Below are 22183 nucleotides of genomic sequence, written 5' to 3'. Positions count from 1 at the left end.
ATGCGCCCCCTTCGGCCGAGCCCGGCGGGACTATGGTTCAGGCGCTTTGGGGCCGTCCATCACGCAATGGGGCAAAACGCGACATGCGCGAAACACTGTGTCCGCGCGGCAACAACTCCTGCGGGTGCCCTCCGCCCCCCATGAGCGCCCCGATAGCGGCCCAGCCCCAGGCCACCGGCGGCAGCCGCCGGCTGCTTTTCGGCGTGACGCCGCCCAGCGCGATGACCGGCCGCCCGGCCCTCCGGGCCAGGGCCGCCCAGCGCAACGGGCCCAGCGCCGGGGCGCCGGGATGGCTCGCAGTGGGAAAGACCGGAGAGAGAAGAACGAGGTCCGCCCCCAGCCGCCTGGCCCGCGCCAGACCCGCCCGCCCATGGGCGGCGACGGAGAGAAGCACCCGCCGGCCCGACCGCCTGGCGAGGAGCAGGGGCAGCAGCCCCTTGGCCGGGCGGCGGTCCGGCAGGTGAAGCCCCGCCCCATGGGCCAGGGCCGCCCGCCCATCCCCCGCCACCATGAGCACCAGACGCCGGCGCCGGGCCAGCGCGGCCAGGGAGGGGAGCAGCGCGGGGTCCAGGTCCCGAGCCAGCACCGCGCTGCCCGGGGGAAGGCTGGCGGCGACCGGGCGCGGGTCCGGCAGGCGGCGGGTATCGCTCAGCAGCCACAGCCGGGGCAGCCCGGGCCCGGCCAGGGCCGCGTTCCAACCCGGGCGGTTCTGCCCTAGCCTCCCCCGCCGCATGACCGACCTCCCGCTTCCCGACGCCCCCGATCCCGGCGCCCCTGATCCAGACGCCATCGCCGCGAACCTCGCCCGGATCAAGGCTCGTATCGCCGCCGCCGCCGAGGCCGCCGGGCGCGACCCCGCCGGCGTCACACTCGTCGCCGTCTCGAAGACCCATCCGGCCGAGGCCGTGCGGGCCGCCCTGGCCGCCGGGCAGGCCGTGTTCGGGGAGAATCGGGTCCAGGAGGCGGCCGCGAAGTTCCCGGGGCTACGGGCCGAATTCCCGGCCATGCGCCTCCACATCATCGGCGGCCTGCAGACCAACAAGGCGCGGGACGCCGTGCGGGTGGCCGATGTGATCGAAAGCCTGGACCGCCCGAAGCTCGCCGCCGCCATCGCCGAGGCCATCCGCAAGGAGGGCCGCGCGCCCGAGCTGCTGGTGCAGGTGAACACCGGGGCCGAGCCGCAGAAATCCGGCGTGGCGCGGGACGAGGCCTCCGCCTTCCTTCGCGCCTGCCGGGAGGAGCACGGCCTCGCCATTTCCGGCCTCATGTGCATCCCGCCGGAGGGCGAGGACCCCCTGCCGCACTTCCGCTGGCTGGCCGAATTCGCGGCCAGGGAGGGGCTCAAGACCCTCTCCATGGGCATGAGCGGTGACTTCGAGGCGGCGATTGCCTGCGGGGCCACCCAGGTCCGGGTGGGCAGCGCCATCTTCGGCACCAGGCCCCGCCCCGCCACGGCATGAGCGACGCGGCCGCCTGGGACGCTCGCTACACCGGCGGCGGCTTCGCCTTCGGGGAGGCGCCGAACCGCTACCTGGAGGCCCAGGCAGCCCGCCTGCAGCCGGGGATGCGGGCGCTCGCCATCGGCGACGGGGAAGGGCGCAACGGTGTCTGGCTGGCGGAGCGCGGGCTGGATGTGACCGCGGTGGACTGGTCCGCCGCAGGCCTCGCCAAGGCGCGGGCCCTCGCGGCGGCACGCGGCGTGGCGCTGCACACCATGGTGGCGGATCTGACGCGCTGGGACTGGCCGGCGAGCCGTTTCGACCTCCTGGCCTGGATCTTCGTCCACCTGCCGCCCGAGGACCGCGCCACGGTCGCTGCCGATGCCGTGGCGGCGCTGGCCCCCAACGGACTTCTGGTGCTCGAAGCCTTCACCCCGGCCCAGGAGGGCCGCCGCTCCGGCGGGCCGCGCGACCCAGAACTGCTCTGGTCCGGCGCCCTGGTGCGGCAGCACTTCGCCGGGCTGGAATTGCTGGAATGCCTGGAAGGCACGGTGCTGCTGGACGAAGGCCCGAAGCACCAAGGCCATGCCGAGGTGGTGCGGGCGCTGCTGCGGAAGCCCTGATGCTGCGAGGGCGGCCCCCGGGAGGAAGAAGGAATTCTCCCTCCCGGACCCTCCCTCATCTTTTTCTTCAGGACTGCCGTGGAATGTGGGGCTGGCGGTGCGCCGAGGGTCCATGGCCCTCGGCGAGGGTCAGGTCAGCCCGCGCGGCCGAAATCAAAATGCCTGCGGCGCAACAAGCGGCATCGCATCCCCGGCAGGCTTGACGCGGGGTCCGGGGTGGCCGCTGCCACCCCGGTGGAGGGTCTGGGAGGCAAAGCCTCCCAGCCGGCCATGCTCACCCCAGCTTCGCATCCCGCGCCGAGGCGGCGAGCCACCCCCCGCCAACCACCAGCGCGGCCGCGGCCGCGATACGGCCCGTCAACGCCCCTTCGCCGGCCAGGAGGAGGAGAAGGGTGGAGGCGACGGGCGTGGCATAGGCAAGCGTCCCTAGCAGGCGGGGGTCGCCCCGTTTCATCCCGAGGTCCCAGAGGAAGAAGGCGGCGCCCACCGGCCCGAGGCCGAGGATGAGGGCGGAGGCCCATTGCCGGGCGTCGGGGATGACCGTCGTCTCGAAGGCGAGATGCGTGAGAGCCGCCAGGGCGCCAGCGGCGAGGCAGAAGCCGGCCACCGCTTCGGTCGGCACAGCCGAAAGCCGGCGGGCCGTGACGGAATAGACCGCCCAGGTGATGGCGGCCGCGGCGGCGCAGAGGAAGCCGGGCAGCGCGCCGGGCGGGAAGGAGGCGCCGGGCCCCACCACCAGCGCGCAGCCGAGGAAGCCGAGCGCCACCCCCGCCAGCCGCCGGGGCCCCAGCCGGAGCCCGAGGATGGGCGCCGAGAGCAGGACGATGAGCAGCGGCCAGAGATAGTTGATAAGGCTGGCCTCCACCGGCGGCGCCCAGGCCAGGGCGGCGAAGTAGAGCGCGTGGTAGCCGAACAGCCCGCCCACCCCGTGCAGCCAGGCGATGGGCGGCTGGCGCAGCGCCGCGAGCTGCCCGCGCAGGGCCAGCCAGGCGATGGCGAGCAGCCCGGCGGTGAGGAAGGCCATGGCCGTCACCTGCAGCGGCGGCAGCCCCGCCGCCCCGCGCGCCAGCAGGGCGAGGAAGGCCCAGAGCACCAGCGCGCCGATGCCCGAAAGGGTGGCGCGGCTCACGGAACGCGCCGTTCGGCGCCGTGGGCAACCAGGGAATGAGGGGCGCGTTGCCCCCGCGTCCCGCCGGTCCTGTCCGGCGCCGCACTGGCATAGGAGTCGAGCAAGGTGGGCTTCCTGATTCGCACGGCCATCACGGCCGTGGCCTTCTACATCGCGGCCAACATGGTCACAGGCCTTTATTTCCCGAGCCTGGCGAACCTGATCATCGCCGCCATCATCTTCGGCCTGGTGAATGCCGTAATCCGCCCGATCGTGGCGACGCTGTCCCTGCCGCTGACGGTCCTCACGCTCGGGTTGTTCACCCTCGTGGTCAATGCGCTGATGCTGGGGCTGACGGCGCTGCTGATGCCGGGCATGCGGATCACCAGCTTCGGCACGGCCTTCCTGGCCGCCCTCATCATCTGGGTGGTGTCCTGGCTGGCGAACAAGCTGATCGGCGACCGCGCATCGGCCACCTGACGGCTCAGGCAGTGCCGGGAAGGGGGCGGTAGGGGAGTGGCGCGAAGCGCGTGGCGTACCAGGTGACGTCGCGCCACACCCCGCCGGTCACATAGGGGTCTTCCGCCCACCAGGCCTGGGCGGCCTCCACGGTCGGGTGCGCGGTGACGGCGACGGAGCCGCGCATACCGCCGCCCGGGCCATCGAGGATGGCGCCGCCCAGGGCCAGCACGCCCTGCCGCGCGGCGGGCTCCACCCGCGCCAGGTGCCGCTCCCGCACGGCCAGCCGGCGGGCGGGGGCGCCCTCATCCGTGCCGTCCCAGGCGACGGAGACAACATGGGTATGCCCGGCCGGCGTCTCGCCCGCGCTCGGCAGGGGCCGATAGGGCAGCGGGGCGATGCGGAAGGGATGGACCTCCTGCCAGGCCCAGATTCCCTCGCGCCGGAAGGGCTCCGCCGCGAGATAGCGGTCCAGCGCGGCTGCCGAGACCAGCATGAGCGAGCCGCGATAGCCCGAGGCATCGAGGAGGGGGAGGCCGAGAAGGAGGTCCCCCGCCTCCGCCATGGGGCGCAGCAGGGCCAGATGCGCGTCCCGCACCGCACCGATGCGGGCGCCTGCGTCAATCGCCGCCCCCGCCAGGATCAGCCGGCATTCCGTCATCGCGTCCTCCCCGCGCCGAGGCTGGCGCCGCGGCGCGGGGGACGCAAGCCGGACCTACTTGCCGGACCTACTTGTTGGTGCGGCCGAGATGGCCGGGATCGACCCCGCCCTGGGGCGTGGTGTCATTGGCCGTGTCACCCTCATCCGTGTTGTCGGCCTGAAGGGCGGCGGGATCGGTGCCCCGGCCATAGACGCCCTTGGAGGAGCCGATGCCCGGGTTGCGCTCGTCATCCGAGGGCGGGCGGGGGATGCCGTCGCCCAGCCCTTCCTCGTTCGGGCCGCCCTTGGGGTGCTTGGAAGCCGTCATGCCTACCTCCCGTTCTGAGGGAAGGGATAACGGCCCGCGCCCCGGCCGGTTCCGAACGCCCTCAATACATATGCTGGCCGCCGTTGATGGAGAGGGTGGAGCCGGTGATGAAGTCGGCGTCGTCGGCGGTGAGGAAGCACACGCCGCGGGCGATGTCGTCCGCCGTGCCCAGCCGGCCGCGGGGGATGCGGGCGATGATCTTCTCCAGCACATCCGGCGGCACGGCGCGCACCATCTCGGTATCCACATAGCCCGGGGCGACGGCGTTCACCGTGATGCCGAAGCGCGCGCCTTCCTGGGCCAGCGCCTTGGTGAAGCCGTGGATGCCCGACTTGGCCGCAGCGTAGTTCACCTGCCCGTACTGGCCGGCCTGGCCGTTGATGGAGCCGATATTGACGATGCGGCCGAACTTGCGCGCCGTCATCCCGTCCCAGACGAGCCTGCAGAGGTTGAAGCAGGAGCCGAGATTCGTGTCGATCACGTCGTCCCACATCTTCCGGTCCATGCGCTTCATGGTGTTGTCGCGCGTGATGCCGGCATTGTTCACCAGCACCTCGATGGGACCCACCTCGGCCTCGATCCGGCGGAGGGCGTCCGCGCACTGGTCCCAATCGGAGACGTCGAATTTGTAGGTCGGGATACCCGTCCGCTCGGTAAAGGCCCGGGCCGCCTCCTCATTCCCGGCATAGGAGGCAACCACCGTCCGGCCGGCCTTTTGAAGGTGCTCGCTGATGGCCGCCCCGATGCCGCGCTGGCCGCCGGTGACGAGAGCGATTCGTGCCATGGCCTGGGCCCCTTTTTCTGGCGTTGGTCTCCCGGAGACAAAGCTGACCCGCGGCCTGGGCCCCATCAAGGGCACCGCGCGCAAGATCGCACTGCACAAGAGGCTTTTCGCGCAAGATCGGGCCCTCGCCCGCCCGGAGATGTCCCGGAGGGTGGGAAAATGCCGGCCGGGTGCAACGAGTCCTGGCGCTTCGGCCCCTCCTGGGTGTAGGACGCCGCCCGCTCTGCTCCTTCAGGACCTGCCGCCATGGATACTCCGATCGCCGCCGTCCTCTGGCCCGACCACGCCCGGCGCGACATGGCCGCCCTGATGCGGCTGATGGCGCATCTGGAGCGCTGCTGCCTGGAGATGGGCGCCGAGGATGCCGCGGGGCATCTCGCCGAGGCGGCCGCCTGCCTGGCGCAGGATGGCGCGCAGCGGCGCCTGGCCGCCTGAGATCCGGACCGGGGGCCCGCCGCTCCCGGTATTCCATCTTCCGGGGCCCCGTGCCCTGAGTACTGCCTGCCCCGCAGCCCCGCCTTGCAGCATCATGCCCCTGCTTTGGGCAGATCGTGGCGCCGCGGTGTTTTCCAGGCCGCCACCGCGGCCCTTCTCCCTCTTCCTCCCGCGCTGCCATCCGGCCTAGCGTCTCCGCGTCAACGCACCGGAGACGCCGCGATGAAGCTCACGCGCCGCAACCTGCTCGCCGGGGCGGGTTCCGCTCCGCTCCTGATGAGTGCCTCCGTCGCCCTCGCCCAGGGGGTGCAGCCGAAGCGTGGGGGCGTGCTGAACGTCATCCTGAACCCGGAGCCGCCGGTCCTTCAGATCGGCGTCAACAACCAGACGCCGACGCTCATCTGCGGCACCAAGATCACCCAGGGCCTGCTGAAGTTCTCCCCCACGTTGGACCCGCTGCCGGAGCTGGCGAAGAGCTGGACGGTGAGCCCGGACGGGCTGGAATACGTGTTCCGCCTGCAGGAGAACGTGAAGTGGCATGACGGCCGCCCCTTCACGGCCGATGACGTCATCTATTCCGTGATGACCTTCAACCGCGAGATCGCGCCCCGCCTGCGCGGCGTGCTCTCCGGCGTCGCGGAAGCCACGGCGCCCGATCCGCACACCGTGCGCTTCGTGCTGAAGCAGGCCTTCCAGCCCTTCCTGCTCTGCTTCGACGCCACCGCCCTGCCGATCGTGCCCAAGCATGTCTATGACGGCAGCGACATCCGCGCGAACCCGGCCAATGCCCGCCCGATCGGCACCGGCCCCTTCAAGTTCGTGGAATGGCAGCGCGGCAACTTCGTGCGCATGGAACGCTTCGAGGGATACTGGAAGCCCGGCCAACCCTATCTCGACGGCATCCTCTGGCGCGTGATCCCGGACGGACAGAGCCGGCGGCTCGCCATCCAGTCCGGGCAGGTGCACATGACCACCGCCACGGATATCGAGCCCTTCGACATCCCCGCCCTGCGCCAGGCGCCGAACCTGAACGTCACCACCAAGGGCTGGGAATACTTCTCCCCGCTCTTCTGGTTCGAGGTGAACCACCGGGTGAAGCCCTTCGACGACAAGCGCGTGCGCCAGGCCATGAGCATGGCATTGGACCGCAACTTCATCGTCAACCGCCTGTGGTTCGGCCTGGGCAAGGCCGCCACCGGCCCGGTGGCCTCCACCACGCGCTTCTATGACGCCAACGCCAAGCTGCCGCCCTTCGACGTGAACAAGGCCAAGGCGCTGCTGGACGAGGCCGGGCTGCGCGCGAATGCCCAGGGCGTCCGTGGCTCCTTCAAATACGTCATCCCGCCCTATGGCGAGATCTGGAACCGCATGGGCGAGTATTTCCGCCAGGCCATGCGCCAGATCGGCTTCGAGGTGACGCTGGAATCGACCGATGCCGGCACCTGGGGCTCGCGCATCGCGAACTGGGACTACGAGGCGACCTCCAACGTGCTCTACCAGTTCGGCGACCCAACCCTGGGCGTGGAGCGCAGCTACGTCTCCTCCAACATCCAGAAGATCCTCTTCACCAACACGGCCGGCTATTCCAACCCGCGCGTGGACGAGCTCTTCGCCAAGGCGCGGACCTCATCGGCCGAGGCGGACCGGCGCGCCGCCTTCTCCGAGGTGCAGAAGATCCTGGTGGAGGACGTGCCGCTGCTCTGGGTGGTGGAGGTGAACTACCCGACGGTGACGGACAAGCGGCTGCACAACGCCGTGCAACTCGGCACCGGCGACCATGCCAGCTACGACGACGTGTTCCTCGCCTAGCGCATGGAATTGTCCCGCCTGCCCGGCTTCCTCCTGCGCCGGGTGCTGAAGTCGGTCGCCGTCATCCTGGCGATCGTGGTGTGCAACTTCCTGCTGATCCATGCGGCGCCGGGTGACCCGGCAACCGTCATGGCCGGGCAGTCCGGCGCGGCCGATCCGCAATACATGGAGCAGCTGCGCCGGCAGTTCGGGCTGGACCAGCCGCTGACGACCCAGCTCTGGATCTACCTCAAGGGCGTGCTGCAGCTCGATCTCGGCTTCAGCCACCGCCAGCAGGCCGGGGTCGCCGGGCTCATCATGGACCGCCTGCCCGCCACGCTGCTGCTGACGGGCGCGGCCTTCCTCATCGCCATCTCGGGCGGCGTCGCCATGGGCGCGCTGGCGGCGCGGCGCGTGGGCACATGGGCGGACAGCGTCATCACCGTCATCGCGCTGGCCTTCTACGCCACCCCGCTCTTCTGGGTGGGGCTCATGCTGGTGCTGCTGTTCAGCGTGTATCTCGAATGGCTGCCCAGCTTCGGCATGAGCGACCCGAGCCTGAACGCGACCGGCCTGGCGCTGGCCTGGGACGTGGCGCAGCACCTCGTGCTGCCGGCCGTCACGCTCGGCCTCTTCTACCTCGCGGTCTATGCGCGGCTGACGCGCGCGACGATGCTGGAGGTGGCGGACCAGGACTTCGTGAAGACGGCCCGCGCCAAGGGCGTGCCGGAAGGCCGCGTGCTGCGCGCCCATGTGCTGCGCAACGCCCTGCTGCCGGTCATCACCTTCGCCGGCATCCAGGCCGGGCAGCTCGTCGGCGGCTCCATCCTGGTGGAAACCGTCTTCGCCTGGCCCGGCATCGGCCGCCTTGCCTTCGAGGCGCTGCTGGCGCGCGACTACCAGGTCCTGATGGGCGTGTTCTTCATCACCTCCGTCATGGTGGTGCTGTTCAACCTGCTGACCGACCTGCTCTACGCCCTGATCGACCCCCGCGTGGAGGTGGCGTGATGGAACTGCTCCGTCGTTTCGCGCGCCATCCCGGCGCGGTGGTCGGCGCCGTCACGCTGCTGCTGGTGCTCGCGGTGGCGCTGCTGGCGCCCGTGCTCTTCCCCGGCAGCCCATGGGACATGGCGGGCGCACCCTTCTCCCCGCCGGGGGAGGACGGGATGCTGCTGGGCTCGGACAGCCTCGGCCGCGACGTGGCCGCCGGCATCGCCTATGGCGCGCGCGTCTCGCTGCTGGTGGGCGCGGTCTCCACCGCGGTCTCCATCCTCATCGGCGTCGCCCTCGGCGCGCTGGCCGGCTATCTCGGCGGGGTGGTGGACGACGCGGTGATGCGCTTCACCGAGTTCTTCCAGACCATCCCCTCCTTCGTTCTCGCCATCCTGCTGGTGGCGATCTTCACGCCCTCCATCACCTCCATCGTCGCGGCCATCGCCATCGTCTCCTGGCCGCCCGTCGCGCGCGTGGTGCGGGCGGAGTTCCTCTCCCTCCGCAACCGCGAATTCGTCCAGGCGGCCGAGGTGCTGGGCAAGCGGCCGATCGCCATCGTGCTGACCGACATCCTGCCCAACGCCCTCTCCCCCATCATCGTGCTCGCCTCGCTCAACACGGCCAGCGCCATCCTGCTGGAGAGCTCGCTCTCCTTCCTCGGCCTGGGGGACCCCAACCTGATGTCCTGGGGCTTCCTCATCGGCTCCGGCCGCTCCGTCATCCGCCTGGCCTGGTGGATGAGCGTGTTTCCCGGCATCGCCATCTTCGTCACCGTGCTGGCGCTGAACCTCATCGGCGAAGGGCTGTCGGATGCGATGAACCCGCGGCTGCGCAAGCGGGGCGCCCGATGAGCCTTCTCTCGGTCGAGAACCTCACCATCGGCCTGCCCTCGGGCGGGGACCGCCCGAATGCGATCGAGGAGGTCAGCCTCACCGTCGCGCCAGGGGAAATCCTCTGCGTCGTCGGCGAGAGCGGTTCCGGCAAGTCCATGACCGCGAATGCCGCCATGGGCCTGCTGCCGCCCGGCCTGCCCGTACGCTCCGGCCGCATCCTGTTCGAGGGACAGGACCTCCTGGCCAAGCCGCGCGAGGAGATGCGCAGGCTTCGTGGCTCCCGCCTCGCCATGATCTTCCAGGAGCCGATGACGGCGCTGAACCCGCTGATGCGGGTGGGCGACCAGATCGCGGAAGCCCTGCGCGTGCACGGCGCCGGCGCGGACGCGGCCCGCCGCGTGCCGGAGCTGCTGGAAGCCGTGAACCTGCCGGACCCGGCCAACCTCGCGCGCTCCTACCCCTTCCGCCTCTCCGGCGGGCAGCGGCAGCGCGTGATGATCGCCATGGCGCTGGCGCTCGAACCCGCCCTGCTGATCGCAGACGAGCCCACCACCGCGCTCGACGTGACCACGCAGATGCAGATCCTGACGCTCATCCGCGAGGTGCAGGGGCGGCGCGGCACGGGGGTGATGTTCATCACCCACGACTTCGGCGTGGTGGCCGAGATCGCGGACCGCGTGGCGGTGATGCAGCGCGGCCGCATCGTGGAAACCGGCCCCGCCGCGGAGGTGCTGAACGCGCCGAGGCATGAATACACCCGCGCCCTCATCGCCGCCGTGCCGCACGGCACCCCGGCCCCACGGGAACCGGTGCCGCCCGGCCCGCCCATCCTCACCCTCAAGGGCCTGCGCAAGACCTACCACCGCGGCGGCGGCTGGTTCGGCAAGGGCCAGTCCTTCCAGGCCGTGAAGGATGCCGACCTCGTCCTGCACCGGGGCGAGACGCTGGGCGTGGTGGGCGAGAGCGGCTCGGGCAAGTCCACCCTGGCCCGCACGCTGGTGCGGCTGGTGCGGCCGGAGGAAGGCGAGATCCTCTTCCACGGCACCGACCTCCGCCCCCTGACGCGCGAGGCCTGGAAGCCCTTCCGCCGCCAGATCCAGATGGTCTTCCAGGACCCCTACGCCTCGCTCAACCCCCGCCGTTCCGTGGGCGAGGCCATCGCCGAAGGGCCCATCACCCACGGCACGCCCCGCCGCGCGGCGCTGGACCGCGCGCGGGAGCTGCTGCGCCTGGTGCAGCTCGACCCCGGGGCGATGGACCGCTACCCCCACGAGTTCTCCGGCGGCCAGCGCCAGCGCATCGGCCTCGCGCGCGCACTGGCGATGGAACCGGAACTGCTGATCGCGGACGAACCCGTCTCGGCACTCGATGTCTCGGTGCAGGCGCAGGTGCTGGCGCTGCTGGCCGATATCCGCAAGCGCCTGGGGCTGACCATGCTCTTCATCACGCACGACCTGCGCGTGGCGGCGGAAATCTGCGACCGGGTGGCGGTCATGCAGCGCGGCGTGATCGTGGAACAGGGGCCGACGGCACAGGTCTTCGACGCGCCAACCCACCCCTATACGCGCGCGCTGCTGGACAGCATCCCGGGGCGGGGATGGACGCCGCCCGTCTCAGGCTAGGGGTGGAGCAGGCAGGGCTCCGCCCTGCACCCGCCAAGGGCCTGAGGCCCTTGGAACCCCGTCTGACTGCCGTGGATACCCCGGATCGAAGGGGTCTCTGGTCGAACGAGATGGAACCTGCCTTTGCAGTCGCCTGAGGTCATCGACCTCAGGCGCACCGTCAGCCGAGTGAATCCAACTTGAAAAAGAAGATGATGGTGAGGGGGCCGGGGAGAGGAAGAATTCCTTCTTCCTCTCCCCGGGACAGACCGAGCAGATCAGAACAAGGCGATCAGCCGCCGGCGTCCATCCCCGCCGTCTGCAGCAGCGTCGCGAAGGCCAGCTGCATGTCGTGCAGCGTCTGCTTCGGCTCCACATCCACCCATTCGTCCAGCGTATGCGCTCCCGCGCCCGCCCCGGCGCTCACCGCGATGCCGGGGATGCCGAGCGAGATGGGGATGCTGGCATCGGTGGAGCTGGCCACCGTCTTCGGCGAGAAGCCGAGTGCGCGGGCGGCGGCGGTGGCGTGTGCCACCAGCTCGCTCTCGCGGTCGATCGCGCCGGCGGGCCGGTCGCCGATCTTCTTCCATTCCACGGTGACGGGGCCCTTGGCGGTGCTGCGCGCCGCGTTCTCGCCCTCCACCGCCTTGGCGACGATCGCCTTGAAGGCGTTGTCGATGCGCGCCAGCTCCTGCGCGGAATCCGAGCGCAGGTCCACTTCCAGCCACACCTCGTTGGGGATGGAGTTCACCGAGGTGCCGCCGCCGATCACGCTCGCGCTGAAGGTCGTGCGCGGCTCCTTCGGCACCGCCATGCGGGAGAGGCCGGCCATCGCCTCGGCCAGCGCGAAGGAGGGGCTGACGATGCCGAAATCCATGAAGCTGTGCCCGCCGGGCCCGCGGAAGGTGACGCGGTAGCGCAGCGAGCCTGTGGCGCCGGAGACGATGGTGCCCATGCCCATCGGGCCTTCGACGGAGATGAAGGCGGCGATGCGCCCGGCGTAGCGCCCCTTGGTGAAGAGGAAGCGGATGCCGCGCAGGTCGCCCAGCCCTTCCTCGCCCACATTGCCGACGAAGAGGATGTCGTGCTTCGTGCGGATGCCCGCCGCATCCATGGCGCGGAGGAAGGCCAGGTTCATCGCCAGGCTGCGCGTGTCGTCGCCGATGCCGGGGGCGTAGAGGCGCGTGCCCTCGCGCCGCACCTTGAGGTCCGTGCCGGGGGGGAAGACCGTGTCCAGATGCGCGGCGACGACGACCAGCTGGCCGTTCCCCAGCCCCCGCCGCAGGCCCATCACATTGCCCTCGGCGTCCATCTCGCATTCCTCGAGCCCCGCCTCGCGCAGCATTTCGAGATAGGCGCGCCCGCGCTCCTCCTCCTGGAAGAAGGGGGCGGGGATCTCGGTCAGGCGGATGGTCTCCTCGACGAAGCGCTCATGCCCGGCCGCGAGGTGCCGCAGCGCCTCCTGATAGGCTGCGCTCTTCATCACCTGCTCGACCATCGGAGACCCCCGTTTCCTGCAACGGGATGCCCCATGCGACGGGCGCGGCCTCCTGTCCAGACCCGGCCCGGGCCCCTTCTTAGAAGCCGAGCACGTTGGCGGTCAGCGGCAGGCAGATCCGGCATTCCAGCCCCTCCGGCTCGAAAGCCAGGGTGACCGTGCAGCCGAATTCATGCCGCAGGCTCTGCTCCAGCAGGCGCGTGCCGAAGCCCCGCCGCTCCGGCGGCTTCACCGGCGGGCCACCGCGCTCACGCCAGACGATTTCGAGCATTTTCCGGCCGTTCTGCGGGCGCAGCAGGGACCAGGTGACCTCCACCGCGCCCTCCGGCACGGAAAGGGAGCCATATTTGGCCGCGTTGGTGGTGAGCTCATGGAAGGCCAGGCTGAGCTTGACCACGGCGGCGGAAGCGAGCCGGACCGGCAGGCCCTCGATGGCGACGCGGCCGGGCCCGTGCCGATGCGGGGTCAGGGCATGCTCGACGAGCTTGCGCAGCGGCGCTCCGTCCCACCCGCCATGGGCCAGCATCTCATGCGAGCGCCCGAGGGCCTGGAGGCGGCTGGCATACTCGGCCTGGAAGGCCTCGGGCCCATCGGTGTGGCGCAGGGTCTGCACCGCGATGACATGCGCGAGCGAGAGCGTGTTCCTGACCCGGTGGGCCAGCTCGGCCTGGATCAGGGCCTGGCGCTCCGCCTCGGCCCGCATCTCGCTGCCGTCCCGCAGGATGTTGAGGAAGCCCTGCGGCTGCCCATCCTCGTCCATCAGGGGCAGCATCAACCCGCTCGCCCAGAAGCGCGAGCCGTCGCGCCGCAGATGCCATCGCTCGTTCACCGCGCGCCCCCGGTCCAGGGCCCGGCACAGCTCGGTCACGAAGGCGCCCTCGGCCCGGTCCTCCGGGGCGAAGAAGATCTCCCCCGAACGGCCCAGGATCTCCGCGGCCGCATAGCCGAGCACCTTGCGGGCGCCCGCATTCCAGCTGCTGATCCGCCCTTCCAGATCCATCGTGACGATCGCGTATTCGGCTGCGCTGTCGAGGATCTGGTGGAAGTGGTCGTTCTCCGCCCGCAGGGAGCGAAGCTCCTCCTCGAGCGCGGCGATCCGCGCCGCCTCCGCGGTGATCGGAATCGCGGCGGAGCCCTCGGCGCGAATGTCGTGATGAGAAATAGATGTCGTCACGAGCTAGCGTTTAGGGAGGTCCTCCGCCGCAGCGCGGTAAGGTTCCATACATCATGAGATGGGAAGTCCGACCACCTCCGCAAATCGGTCGCGCACGGCGGCGTGGCACTCGCAGGAGGCCGCTTCGAGCCGCCCGCGGTCGAGCACGGTGACACGCCCGGCGGTGTAGCGGATCAGCCCCGCGCGCTGCAGCGCGCCCGCGGCCACCGTGACGCTCGGGCGATGGACGCCGAGCATGGTGGCGATGAAGTCCTGCGTGATCGGAATCTCGTCGCCATCGGTCCGGTCATGCACCATCAGCAGCCAGCGGGCGAGCCGCTGCTCCAGCGCGTGCCGCCCGTTGCAGGCCGCCGTCTGGATCACCTGCGCCTGATGCGCCTCGTTGTAGCGGAGAAGGAGCGCGCGGAAGGACGGGTTCGCCTGCAATTCCTGGCGGAAGGCGCGGGCTTCCATCCGCAGTGCGCTGCCCGGGCCCTGCACCATAGATTCGACATAGGAGGTCTCGACATCGGCGAGGAGCGGCGTGCCCACCATGCCCTCCCGCCCGACCATCCCGACCTCGACCTGTTCGCCTTCCGAGAGAATCGACACCATCGAGATGATGCCGGCCTCCGGGAAATAGGCGGCGTCGATCGGCGCGGCGGGGCGGTACAGCGCCTGCCGCATGGAGAGTTCGACCGGCGTAAGCTTCGGGAGAAGATGCGCGAGCACGTCCTGTGGCAACGCCGCGAGGAGGCGGTTGCGGGGCATCGGATCGGCAAGGATCAAAAGGCACTCCTCGCAGCGTCATGGCGGGAGCGCGTGTCTCAGTCGCCGGCGGGGGCCGGTATGGCGCATCGGCGGCGCCCTGGCGGTCGCCTTCCATACATTCAGGAAACCGGCTGCCCCATCACCGTTTCGAAACGGCGGCGCACCGCGCCATAGCATTCGCAGCAGACCGCCTCGAGGCCCGGCCGGTCCAGCATGGTCACCCGGCCCGCGGCGTAGCGGATCAGCCCCGCCCGCTGCAGGATGCCGGCCGCGACCGTCACGCTCGGCCGATGCACGGACAGCATGACGGCGATGAATTCCTGCGTCAGCGACATCTCGTCGCCATCCACGCGGTCATGCACCATCAGCAGCCAGCGGGCGAAGCGCTGCTCCAGCCCGTGGTTCCCGTTGCAGGCCGCCGTCTGGATCATCTGGGCCTGATGCGCCTCGCTGTAGTGAAGAAGAAGGGTGCGGAAGGGGCGGTTCGCCTCCACCTCGTCGCGGAAGGCATGCGCCTCCATCCGCAGCCCGCTGCCGCCCAGCTGCACCATGCTCTCGACGAAGGAGGTCTCCACCCCCGCCAGCAGCGGGGTGCCCAGCATGCCTTCCCGCCCGGCCATCCCGACCTCGGCCTGCATGCCTTCATCGAGGACGGAGACCATCGAGATGATGCCCTCCTCGGGGAAGTAGGCGGCCTCGATGGGGCGGTCCGGCTGGTAGAGCTGCTTCCGCAGTGGCAGCTCCACCGGAACGAGCTTGGGCAGGATGCGGTCCAGCGATTCCGGAGGCAGGGCCTTGAGAAGGCGGTTGCGGATAGACGAACGATGAGGGGATGTGGCCATGAGGCGCTCCTCGCGAAAACGGGGCGGGAGCGCGGACCTCTCTCAGTCGCCGGCAGCCAGATACTCGGCGGGCGATAGAGGAAAGATGGTTATTCCGGGTCTGCAAACCAACCGGGCGCAGGAGAGAAACGGGCCGCGAGGCGGTGCGGAAGGCGGCGCTACAGCCCCATCACGCGCCGTGTCGCCCGGTGCAACGGGTTCCCCGGCTCGCCGAAATCGAACACCAGGTCGAAATGGTTCGAGCCCGGCCGGGGCGGCACCACCTCCGCCGCGCAGCCCGCGTCCCGCAGGGCGGCCGCGAACTCCGAGGTCTGCCGCTTGAAGGCGGATGTCTCCGTGTCGCCATGCGCCAGCACCACGGGAAAGCCGGGGGGCAGCCCGGTGGGCAGGGGCAGCAGGGCCGGGCTGTTCCGCGCCGCCGCCGCCGCATCCAGCGCCATCCAGGCATTGATATGGGTGTGCGGCAGGGGGGTGAGGTCGAACAGGCCGGAAAGAAGGGTCGCGCCGGCCAGGGGGCGCGCCGGCAGGCCCAGCCCGGCTTGCCAGCCCGGCGCCAGCAGCATGGCCGCCAGATGCCCGCCCGCGCTGCTGCCCGCCACATGGATGCGCGCCGGGTCGCCCCCGAAGCGGGCGATGTTCCCGTGCACCCAGGCCAGGGCCCGGCGGCATTCCTCCACGATCCGGTCCAGGCTGGCGGCGGGCGCCAGGGTGTAGTTCACCGAAACCACGCAGGCCCCCGCCGCCACGAAGGCCGGCGCCATGGAGCCGGAATCGGCCGCGTCCAGCGCGCGCCAGTAGCCGCCATGGATGAAGACCAGCACCGGGGCGGGGCCAGCCCCAGCGGGGTAGATGTCCAGCCGCTCCGGCTCGCTCGGCCCATAGGCCTGGGTGGACCAGGGCAGCACGGCCTTCGCCGCATCCGTGCGCGCCCGGTACTCGGCCAGGATCTCCAGCACATCCGGCGTGGTGGCGCGCGCGTTGTACTCGCGGTCCAGCGTCGCGGCGTCCAAGGCTAAACCCCGATCCAGGCGCGGACGCGGTCGTGGTCCCGGTCCAGCTCGGCTCCCGTCCCCTCCCACACCGTCCGGCCCTTCTCCAGCACCGTGTGCCGGTCCGCCAGGCGCCGCAGGGCGGCCAGGGTCTTGTCGATCAGCAGGATCGCCTGGCCCTCGGCCTTCAGCGCGGCCAGGGTCGTCCAGATCTCGGCGCGGATGACGGGCGCCAGCCCCTCCGTCGCCTCGTCCAGGATCAGCAGATGCGGGTTGGTCATCAGCGCCCGCCCGATGGCGAGCATCTGCTGCTCCCCGCCCGACAGGGTGCGGGCGGACTGGTGCGCGCGCTCGCGCAGCCGGGGGAACAGGGTGAAGACCCGCTCCAGCGTCCAGGGATGCGCCGCCTTCTCCCGGTCGGCCGCGGTGGCGACGAGGTTCTCGCGCACCGTCAGCGTCGGGAAGACCTGCCGCCCCTCCGGCACCAGCCCGATCCCGCGCCGGGCCACGCCTTCCGGCGGCAGGCCGGAGACCACGGCGCCGCGGAACTCCACCCGCCCGCCGCGCGGCGGGTTCAGCCCCATGATGGCGCGCACCGTGGTGGTCTTGCCCATGCCGTTGCGGCCCAGCAGCGTCACCACCTCCCCCTGGCCGACGCGGAGGTTCACGTCGAACAGCACCTCCGCGCCGCCATAGCCGGCGCGCAGCCCTTCCACGAGAAGCATCAGACCGCCTCCTCCTCGGAGAGATAGGCGGCGCGCACCGTGGGGTCGTGCCGGATGGTCTCCGGCGTGCCGGAGGCGATGCAATGGCCATAGACCAGCACCGAGATGCGGTCCGCCAGGCTGAACACCGCATCCATGTCATGCTCCACCAGCAGGATGGGGATGCGCCCCTTCAGCCCGCGCAGCACCTCGGTCATCCGCAGGCTCTCGCTCGCCCCCAGCCCGGCCATGGGCTCGTCCAGCAGCAGCATGCGCGGCTCGCCCGCCAGGGCCACGGCCAGCTCCAGCTGCTTGCGCTCCCCATGGGAAAGGTCGGCCACCGCCAGGCCCCAGCGCGCCTCGGGCAGCCCGACCCGCTCCAGCGCCGCCCGCGCGGGCCCGCGCAGCCGCGCATCGCGGAAGGCATCGCGCCAGAAGCGGAAGGAGTGCCCGGCATGGGCCTGCACGGCGAGCGCCACGTTGTCCTCCGCCGTGTCGTCCTCCAGCAGCTGCGTGATCTGGAAGGTGCGGGACAGGCCGCGCCGCACGCGGGCGGGGGTGGAGAGCCGGGTGATCTCCGCGCCCATGAAGAGGATGCGGCCGGAATCCGGGGCGATCTCCCCCATGATCTGGCCGATGGCCGTGGTCTTGCCCGCGCCGTTCGGGCCGATCAGCGCGTGCAGCTCGCCCGGCAGCACCTCGATCGAGAGGTCGTCCGTCGCGGTCAGCCCGCCGAAGCGCTTCACCAGGTGCTGGACGGAGAGAACCGGTTCAGCCATGGGCCGCGCGCTCCGGCGCCGTCCCGCCCGAGGGCAACTCACCGGGCGGCAGCGGCTGCGCCTCATGCTCCGCCGGCCGCCCGGCCAGCCGCCGCAGCCCGCCCAGGATGCCGCCGCGCGCGAAGAGCACGACGAGCAGCAGGATGGGGCCGAGGACGAACTGCCAGTGCTCCGTCAGGCCGGAGAGGGTGTATTCCAGCGAAACCAGTGCCGCCGCGCCCACCACCGGGCCCAGCAGCGTGCCCAGCCCGCCGAGGATGACCATCACCATCAGCTCGCCGGACTTGGTCCAGTGCATCATGTCCGGCGAGACGAAGCGGAGGTAGTTCACCATCAGCGCGCCCGCCATGGCCGCGCCCATGCCCGCGATGGTGAAGGCGGCCAGCTTGTAGGGATAGGTGCGGACCCCGATCGCCGCCATGCGCCGCTCCCCCTGCCGCACGCCGGCGAGGATGCGCCCGAAGCGGGAGCGCCGGATGCGGTCCATCAGGAAGAGCCAGAGCGCGAGCAGGCCGAGGCAGATCCAGTAGAGCGTCGCCGGGTCGCGCAGGTTCATCCCCAGCACCGGCACCACGCGGCGGATCGCCAGCCCGTCATCGCCGCCATAGGCCTTCAGCGAGACGAAGAGGAAGTAGAGCATCTGCGCGAAGGCGAGGGTGATCATGATGAACTGCACCCCCGCCGTGCGGAGCGACAGCGCGCCGATGATGGCGGCGCCGATGCCGCCCGCCAGGATGGCGGCGGGCATCGTCACCAGCAGGTCGTTCGACCCCGGGATGAAGCCGAGGAAGGGCTCGCCCGAGACATGATGGGCATAGAGGATCCCCACCGCGTAGCCGCCCAGCCCGAAGAAGGCGGCATGGCCGAAGGAGACGAGCCCGGCCCCGCCGAGGATGAGATGCAGCGAGGAGGCCGCCAGCCCGTAGATGACGATGCGCGTGGCGAGCCCCACCGTCGCCGGGCTGCCCAGCATCGGCGCCACCACCGGGACCAGCGCGGCCAGCGCCAGCAGCAGCACGGCCCAGAGCCGTTCGTCGCGCCAGGCCCTACGCATGGGCGGGGAACAATCCGCGCGGCTTCACCAGCAGCACCAGCGCCATGAGCAGATAGACCCCCATCGAGGCGAGGCCCGCGCCCAGCGCGTCCGCCTCCGATCCCTCCATCACCTGGCGCAGCAGGCCGGGCACATAGGCGCGCAGCAGCGTGTCCACCACGCCCACCAGCACCGCGCCGAACAGCGCGCCGCGCACGGAACCGATGCCCCCGATCACCACCACCACGAAGGTGGTGATGAGGATCTGCTCGCCCATCTGCGGCTGCACGGAAAGGATGGGCCCCGCCATCACCCCGGCCAGCCCGGCCAGCAGCGCGCCCAGCCCGAAGATGAGCGTGTAGAGCATCCGCACATCCACCCCCAGCGCCCGCACCATCTCCCGGTGGGTGGCGCCGGCGCGCACCAGCATGCCGATGCGCGTGCGCTGGATGAGGATGTAGAGGCCGAGCGCCACCAGCAGGCCCAGCGCGATGATCAGCAGCCGGAACACCGGGTAGTCCACCCCCGGCAGCACGCGCAGCGTGCCGCGCAGGGCCTCCGGCACGTTCACGAAAAGCGGCTGCCGCCCGAACAGCAGCACCATCGCCTCGTTGAAGAACAGGATCAGGCCGAAGGTGGCCAGGACCTGGTCCAGATGATCCCGCGCATAGAGCCTCCGCAGCACCAGGAACTCGATCGCCATCCCCGTCACCCCTGCGGCCGCCAGCCCCGCGAGGAGGGCGAGCAGCGCGGAACCGGTGGCGGCGGCGGTCACCGCCGCCGCATAGGCGCCGATCATGTAGAGGGAACCATGGGCGAGGTTGATCACGCCCATGATGCCGAAGACCAGCGTCAGCCCGGCCGCGAGAAGAAACAGCGTGACGCCGAGCTGGACGCCGTTGAGAAGCTGCTCCAGCAGAAGCCCCACGCGCGCGCCCTCAGAAGCGGCACTGGGACGCGTAGACGTCCCCGTGGTCGCTCAACACCTTGCCCTGCGTCACCAGCGCCGGCTTGCCGCCCACATTCTCCACCTTCAGCGCGTACCAGTCCTGGATGGGGTGGTTGTTGGAGCCGAAGGAGAACTTGCCGCGCGTGCTCTCGAAATTCGCGGGCTTCATCGCGCGGTAGAAGGCCTCGGTATCGTCCACCTTGCCGCCCGTGCCGCGCAGCGCGGCGCCGATGGCCAGCGCCGTGTCGAAGCTCTGCTGCGCGTAATAGGTCGGCACGCGGTTGAACTTCTGCTGGAAGGCCGCGACGAAGCGCTTGCTCGGCGCGTTGTCGAAATCCGTGTTCCAGTGGCTGGTCAGGTTGATGCCCACTGCGGCGTCGCCCACCGCCGCCAGCGTCGTCGCATCCATGGAGGGCGCGGCGAGGGTCATCGGGACATTCGCCAGCAGCCCGGCCTGCACATATTGCCGCAGGAAGGCGATGCCGAGCCCGCCCGGATGGAACTGGTACACGCCCTCCGGGTTCGCGGCGCGGATCTGCGCCATCTCCGCCGCGTAGTCGGTCTGGTCGAGGCGGGTATAGACCTCGCCCACCACCTGCCCCTTGTAGAGCCGCTTGAAGCCGGTCAGCGCATCGCGCCCGGCCTGATAGTTCGGCGCCAGGATGAACATGCGCTTCTGGCCGAGATTGGTGGCCAGCTGCCCCGCGCTCTCATGCAGGCTGTCATTCTGCCAGGCGATGGACCAGAAGTTCTTGTGGCACTCGCGCCCCGCCAGGTTGGAGGGCGAGGCGTTGGGCGAGACATAGATGCCGCCCCCATCCAGCACATCCGGCGCCACGGCGCCGAGGATGTTGGAGAAGATGATGCCGGTGAGCAGCTTGATGCGCTCGTTCTTCATGAAGCGCTCGGCCACCTGCTTGCCCTGGCCGGGGCGGAAGCCGTCATCCTCCACCATGACCTGCACGTTGGTGCCGCCCAGGTTGCCGCCCGAAAGCTCGATCGCGAGCAGGAAGGCGTCCCGGATATCCTGGCCGATATAGCCGCCCGCACCCGAGAGGGTGGTGATCATGCCGATCTTCAGCGGCGCGCCCTGGGCGATGGCGGGCCGGGCAAGCGAGGCGGCGCCGAGCCCGAGGGCGGCGCCGGAGGCCAGAAGGCCACGGCGATGCAGGTTCATTGGAAGCCTCCGTGTCGTTTCGTTGAAGCTTAAAGGGGTTTTCGGTCCTCAGTCCACCCGCGCGTTCGAAAGCCGAACGAGTTCCCGCTTGGCCTCGAAATCCGCCGCCACCAGCGCGGCCGAAGCCTCCGGCGTGGCCGCGTGCACGGTGTAGCCATTGGGCGTGAGATGCCGTTCCCGGACCATCGGATCCTCCATCGCCGCCGCCACATCGGCCTGGATGCGCGCCAGCAGCGCCGGCGGCGTTCTCGCGGGTGCGAAAAGGCCGAACCAGGTGCGCGGGTCCGCCTCGGGATATCCCGCCTCAATCAGCGTGGGCACGTCCGGAAGCTGCGGCAGCCGCGCCGGGCGGCCGACCGCCAGCGCGCGCAGCTGCCCCGTCGCCAGGAACTCCCGCGCGGAGGCCACGCCCGCCAGCGTGCCCTGCACCTCGCCGGATACGGTGCCCAGCACCGCCGGCGTCAACCCGCGATAGGCCACCTGGGCGATGTCGATGCCCTCCCGCGCCTTCAGCGCCTCGAACAGGAGATGCGGCTGGCTTCCCGGCCCGTAGGAACCGTAGTTCAGTGCCCCCGGCCGCACCCGCGCCGCCGCCACGAGCCCCGCCATGTCCCGTGCCGCCACGTCGGGATGCATCAGCACCATCTGATGCACGTCCAGCAGGTAGGAGACGGGCGCCAGGTCCTTCATCGGGTCATGTGGCAGCCGCGCATGCAGGTGCGGATTGGCCGTGACCGACGCGTCGGAGGTCATCAGCAGCACATGCCCATCCGGCGCCGCCTTCGCGACAGCATCCGTGCCCGGAATGGTCGCGCCGCCCGGCCGGTTGTCCACCGTCACGGCCTGCCTCCACACCGGCGTCAGCCGGTCCGCGAGCGCCCGCGCCAAGGCATCCAACCCACCCCCGGGCGGGTAGGGCACGACAAGCCGCACCGGCCGGTCCGGCCAGGCCGGCTGGGCCAGGGCAGGTGCCGCCAGGACAGGCGCGGCGAGGAAGAGACGTCGGGTGACAGGCATGGCGGGGAAAGGTTAGGCAGGTTCCGGGCCAGCTCCATAGGGGCGTTGCACCGGGAACTTGGCAGGCCGGGTTCCAGCGAAGGGCTCCGCCCTTCACCCGCCAAGGGCCTGAGGCCCTTGGAACCCCGTCTGACTGCCGTGGATACCGTTGACCGGCGGGGTCTCGGGTCGCTGGGCGCTGTTCCTGCCTTTGCAGTCGCCTCGGGTTATGGACCCGAGGCGCACCGTCAGCCCCGTGAT

The 22183-nt window shown here is 70.8% G+C and carries 24 protein-coding genes; 8 read left to right on the top strand and 16 right to left on the bottom strand.

The window, feature by feature from the left end:
* Positions 1 to 37 precede the first annotated feature (37 nt).
* Positions 38 to 733: a thiamine phosphate synthase gene (locus tag BUB97_RS07555; RefSeq protein ID WP_073133233.1), complete on the bottom strand. Its 696-nt coding sequence runs from the start codon at positions 731 to 733 to the stop codon at positions 38 to 40.
* Between BUB97_RS07555 and BUB97_RS07550 the strand changes: the two genes are divergently transcribed.
* Both BUB97_RS07550 and BUB97_RS07545 read left to right on the top strand, forming a co-directional pair.
* Positions 732 to 1460 carry a YggS family pyridoxal phosphate-dependent enzyme gene (locus BUB97_RS07550; RefSeq protein ID WP_073133232.1) on the top strand — a complete coding sequence of 243 codons (729 nt, stop codon included), beginning with the start codon at positions 732 to 734 and terminating at the stop codon, positions 1458 to 1460. The genes BUB97_RS07555 and BUB97_RS07550 overlap by 2 nt on opposite strands.
* Complete coding sequence (locus tag BUB97_RS07545; protein ID WP_073133230.1) at positions 1457 to 2062, top strand: class I SAM-dependent methyltransferase; 606 nt, start codon at positions 1457 to 1459, stop codon at positions 2060 to 2062. Before BUB97_RS07550 ends, BUB97_RS07545 begins: the two co-directional genes overlap by 4 nt.
* A gap of 274 nt (positions 2063 to 2336) precedes the next feature.
* Here the strand turns inward: BUB97_RS07545 and yddG are convergent, their stop codons facing one another.
* Positions 2337 to 3191 carry an aromatic amino acid exporter YddG gene (gene yddG / locus BUB97_RS07540; protein WP_073133228.1) on the bottom strand — a complete coding sequence of 285 codons (855 nt, stop codon included), beginning with the start codon at positions 3189 to 3191 and terminating at the stop codon, positions 2337 to 2339.
* A gap of 105 nt (positions 3192 to 3296) precedes the next feature.
* Here yddG and BUB97_RS07535 point away from each other — a divergent pair, with 105 nt between their 5' ends.
* The gene (locus BUB97_RS07535; RefSeq protein ID WP_073133227.1) at positions 3297 to 3650 is read left to right on the top strand and encodes a phage holin family protein; all 354 of its coding nucleotides are present in this window, start codon (positions 3297 to 3299) and stop codon (positions 3648 to 3650) included.
* Positions 3651 to 3654: 4 nt separating this feature from the next.
* Here BUB97_RS07535 and BUB97_RS26780 read toward each other — a convergent pair whose 3' ends face one another.
* The 3 genes from BUB97_RS26780 to phbB all read right to left on the bottom strand — a co-directional run bounded on the left by BUB97_RS26780 (position 3655) and on the right by phbB (position 5381).
* On the bottom strand, positions 3655 to 4290 hold the full coding sequence (locus BUB97_RS26780; RefSeq protein ID WP_245818225.1) for a YciI family protein: 636 nt from the start codon (positions 4288 to 4290) through the stop codon (positions 3655 to 3657).
* Positions 4291 to 4357: 67 nt separating this feature from the next.
* Positions 4358 to 4597, bottom strand: a complete 240-nt coding sequence (locus BUB97_RS07525) for a hypothetical protein (RefSeq protein ID WP_217659595.1) — start codon at positions 4595 to 4597, stop codon at positions 4358 to 4360.
* A 61-nt stretch (positions 4598 to 4658) separates the two neighbouring features.
* Entirely contained in the window at positions 4659 to 5381 is a 723-nt protein-coding gene (phbB, locus tag BUB97_RS07520) for an acetoacetyl-CoA reductase (protein ID WP_073133225.1), read from the bottom strand.
* 246 nt (positions 5382 to 5627) lie between these two features.
* Between phbB and BUB97_RS07515 the strand changes: the two genes are divergently transcribed.
* The 5 genes from BUB97_RS07515 to BUB97_RS07495 all read left to right on the top strand — a co-directional run bounded on the left by BUB97_RS07515 (position 5628) and on the right by BUB97_RS07495 (position 11052).
* Positions 5628 to 5816 (top strand): soj family protein, encoded by a 189-nt coding sequence (locus BUB97_RS07515; RefSeq protein WP_073133223.1) that lies wholly within the window; start codon positions 5628 to 5630, stop codon positions 5814 to 5816.
* A gap of 222 nt (positions 5817 to 6038) precedes the next feature.
* Positions 6039 to 7625 carry an ABC transporter substrate-binding protein gene (locus tag BUB97_RS07510; protein WP_073133222.1) on the top strand — a complete coding sequence of 529 codons (1587 nt, stop codon included), beginning with the start codon at positions 6039 to 6041 and terminating at the stop codon, positions 7623 to 7625.
* A gap of 3 nt (positions 7626 to 7628) precedes the next feature.
* Positions 7629 to 8612 carry an ABC transporter permease gene (locus BUB97_RS07505; protein ID WP_073133220.1) on the top strand — a complete coding sequence of 328 codons (984 nt, stop codon included), beginning with the start codon at positions 7629 to 7631 and terminating at the stop codon, positions 8610 to 8612.
* Positions 8612 to 9448 (top strand): ABC transporter permease, encoded by an 837-nt coding sequence (locus BUB97_RS07500; protein ID WP_073133219.1) that lies wholly within the window; start codon positions 8612 to 8614, stop codon positions 9446 to 9448. Before BUB97_RS07505 ends, BUB97_RS07500 begins: the two co-directional genes overlap by 1 nt.
* Positions 9445 to 11052, top strand: a complete 1608-nt coding sequence (locus tag BUB97_RS07495; protein ID WP_073133217.1) for an ABC transporter ATP-binding protein — start codon at positions 9445 to 9447, stop codon at positions 11050 to 11052. The genes BUB97_RS07500 and BUB97_RS07495 overlap by 4 nt, the downstream gene beginning before the upstream one ends.
* 271 nt (positions 11053 to 11323) lie before the next feature.
* On the opposite strand, the gene BUB97_RS07490 is transcribed toward BUB97_RS07495, so the two are convergent.
* From BUB97_RS07490 to BUB97_RS07440, 11 genes are all read right to left on the bottom strand, one after another.
* On the bottom strand, positions 11324 to 12529 hold the full coding sequence (locus BUB97_RS07490) for a M20/M25/M40 family metallo-hydrolase (protein WP_073133215.1): 1206 nt from the start codon (positions 12527 to 12529) through the stop codon (positions 11324 to 11326).
* A 79-nt stretch (positions 12530 to 12608) separates the two neighbouring features.
* Positions 12609 to 13703 (bottom strand): HWE histidine kinase domain-containing protein, encoded by a 1095-nt coding sequence (locus tag BUB97_RS07485; protein ID WP_245818224.1) that lies wholly within the window; start codon positions 13701 to 13703, stop codon positions 12609 to 12611.
* A 51-nt stretch (positions 13704 to 13754) separates the two neighbouring features.
* Positions 13755 to 14471, bottom strand: coding sequence for a Crp/Fnr family transcriptional regulator (locus BUB97_RS07480; protein WP_245818223.1), 717 nt, complete (start codon positions 14469 to 14471; stop codon positions 13755 to 13757).
* Between the two features lie 101 nt (positions 14472 to 14572).
* The gene (locus BUB97_RS07475) at positions 14573 to 15295 is read right to left on the bottom strand and encodes a Crp/Fnr family transcriptional regulator (protein WP_073133214.1); all 723 of its coding nucleotides are present in this window, start codon (positions 15293 to 15295) and stop codon (positions 14573 to 14575) included.
* A 158-nt stretch (positions 15296 to 15453) separates the two neighbouring features.
* On the bottom strand, positions 15454 to 16305 hold the full coding sequence (locus BUB97_RS07470; RefSeq protein ID WP_217659594.1) for an alpha/beta hydrolase: 852 nt from the start codon (positions 16303 to 16305) through the stop codon (positions 15454 to 15456).
* 2 nt (positions 16306 to 16307) lie between these two features.
* Positions 16308 to 17009 carry an ABC transporter ATP-binding protein gene (locus BUB97_RS07465; protein WP_073133212.1) on the bottom strand — a complete coding sequence of 234 codons (702 nt, stop codon included), beginning with the start codon at positions 17007 to 17009 and terminating at the stop codon, positions 16308 to 16310.
* A complete protein-coding gene (locus BUB97_RS07460; RefSeq protein WP_073133211.1) occupies positions 17009 to 17767 on the bottom strand; it encodes an ABC transporter ATP-binding protein in 759 nt (252 codons plus the stop codon). Before BUB97_RS07460 ends, BUB97_RS07465 begins: the two co-directional genes overlap by 1 nt.
* Entirely contained in the window at positions 17760 to 18821 is a 1062-nt protein-coding gene (locus BUB97_RS07455; protein ID WP_086061981.1) for a branched-chain amino acid ABC transporter permease, read from the bottom strand. The genes BUB97_RS07460 and BUB97_RS07455 overlap by 8 nt, the downstream gene beginning before the upstream one ends.
* A complete protein-coding gene (locus BUB97_RS07450) occupies positions 18814 to 19728 on the bottom strand; it encodes a branched-chain amino acid ABC transporter permease (protein ID WP_073133209.1) in 915 nt (304 codons plus the stop codon). Before BUB97_RS07450 ends, BUB97_RS07455 begins: the two co-directional genes overlap by 8 nt.
* 10 nt (positions 19729 to 19738) lie before the next feature.
* Positions 19739 to 20926, bottom strand: coding sequence for an ABC transporter substrate-binding protein (locus tag BUB97_RS07445; protein ID WP_073133207.1), 1188 nt, complete (start codon positions 20924 to 20926; stop codon positions 19739 to 19741).
* A 48-nt stretch (positions 20927 to 20974) separates the two neighbouring features.
* Positions 20975 to 21943 (bottom strand): Bug family tripartite tricarboxylate transporter substrate binding protein, encoded by a 969-nt coding sequence (locus tag BUB97_RS07440; protein ID WP_073133205.1) that lies wholly within the window; start codon positions 21941 to 21943, stop codon positions 20975 to 20977.
* Positions 21944 to 22183 lie beyond the last annotated feature (240 nt).

Origin of the sequence: Muricoccus roseus, assembly GCF_900141905.1 — a bacterium.
GTDB lineage: Bacteria > Pseudomonadota > Alphaproteobacteria > Acetobacterales > Acetobacteraceae > Roseomonas > Roseomonas rosea.
Note: the sequence above shows the minus strand (reverse complement) of the source record. Positions and strands in the feature narration are given on the sequence as shown.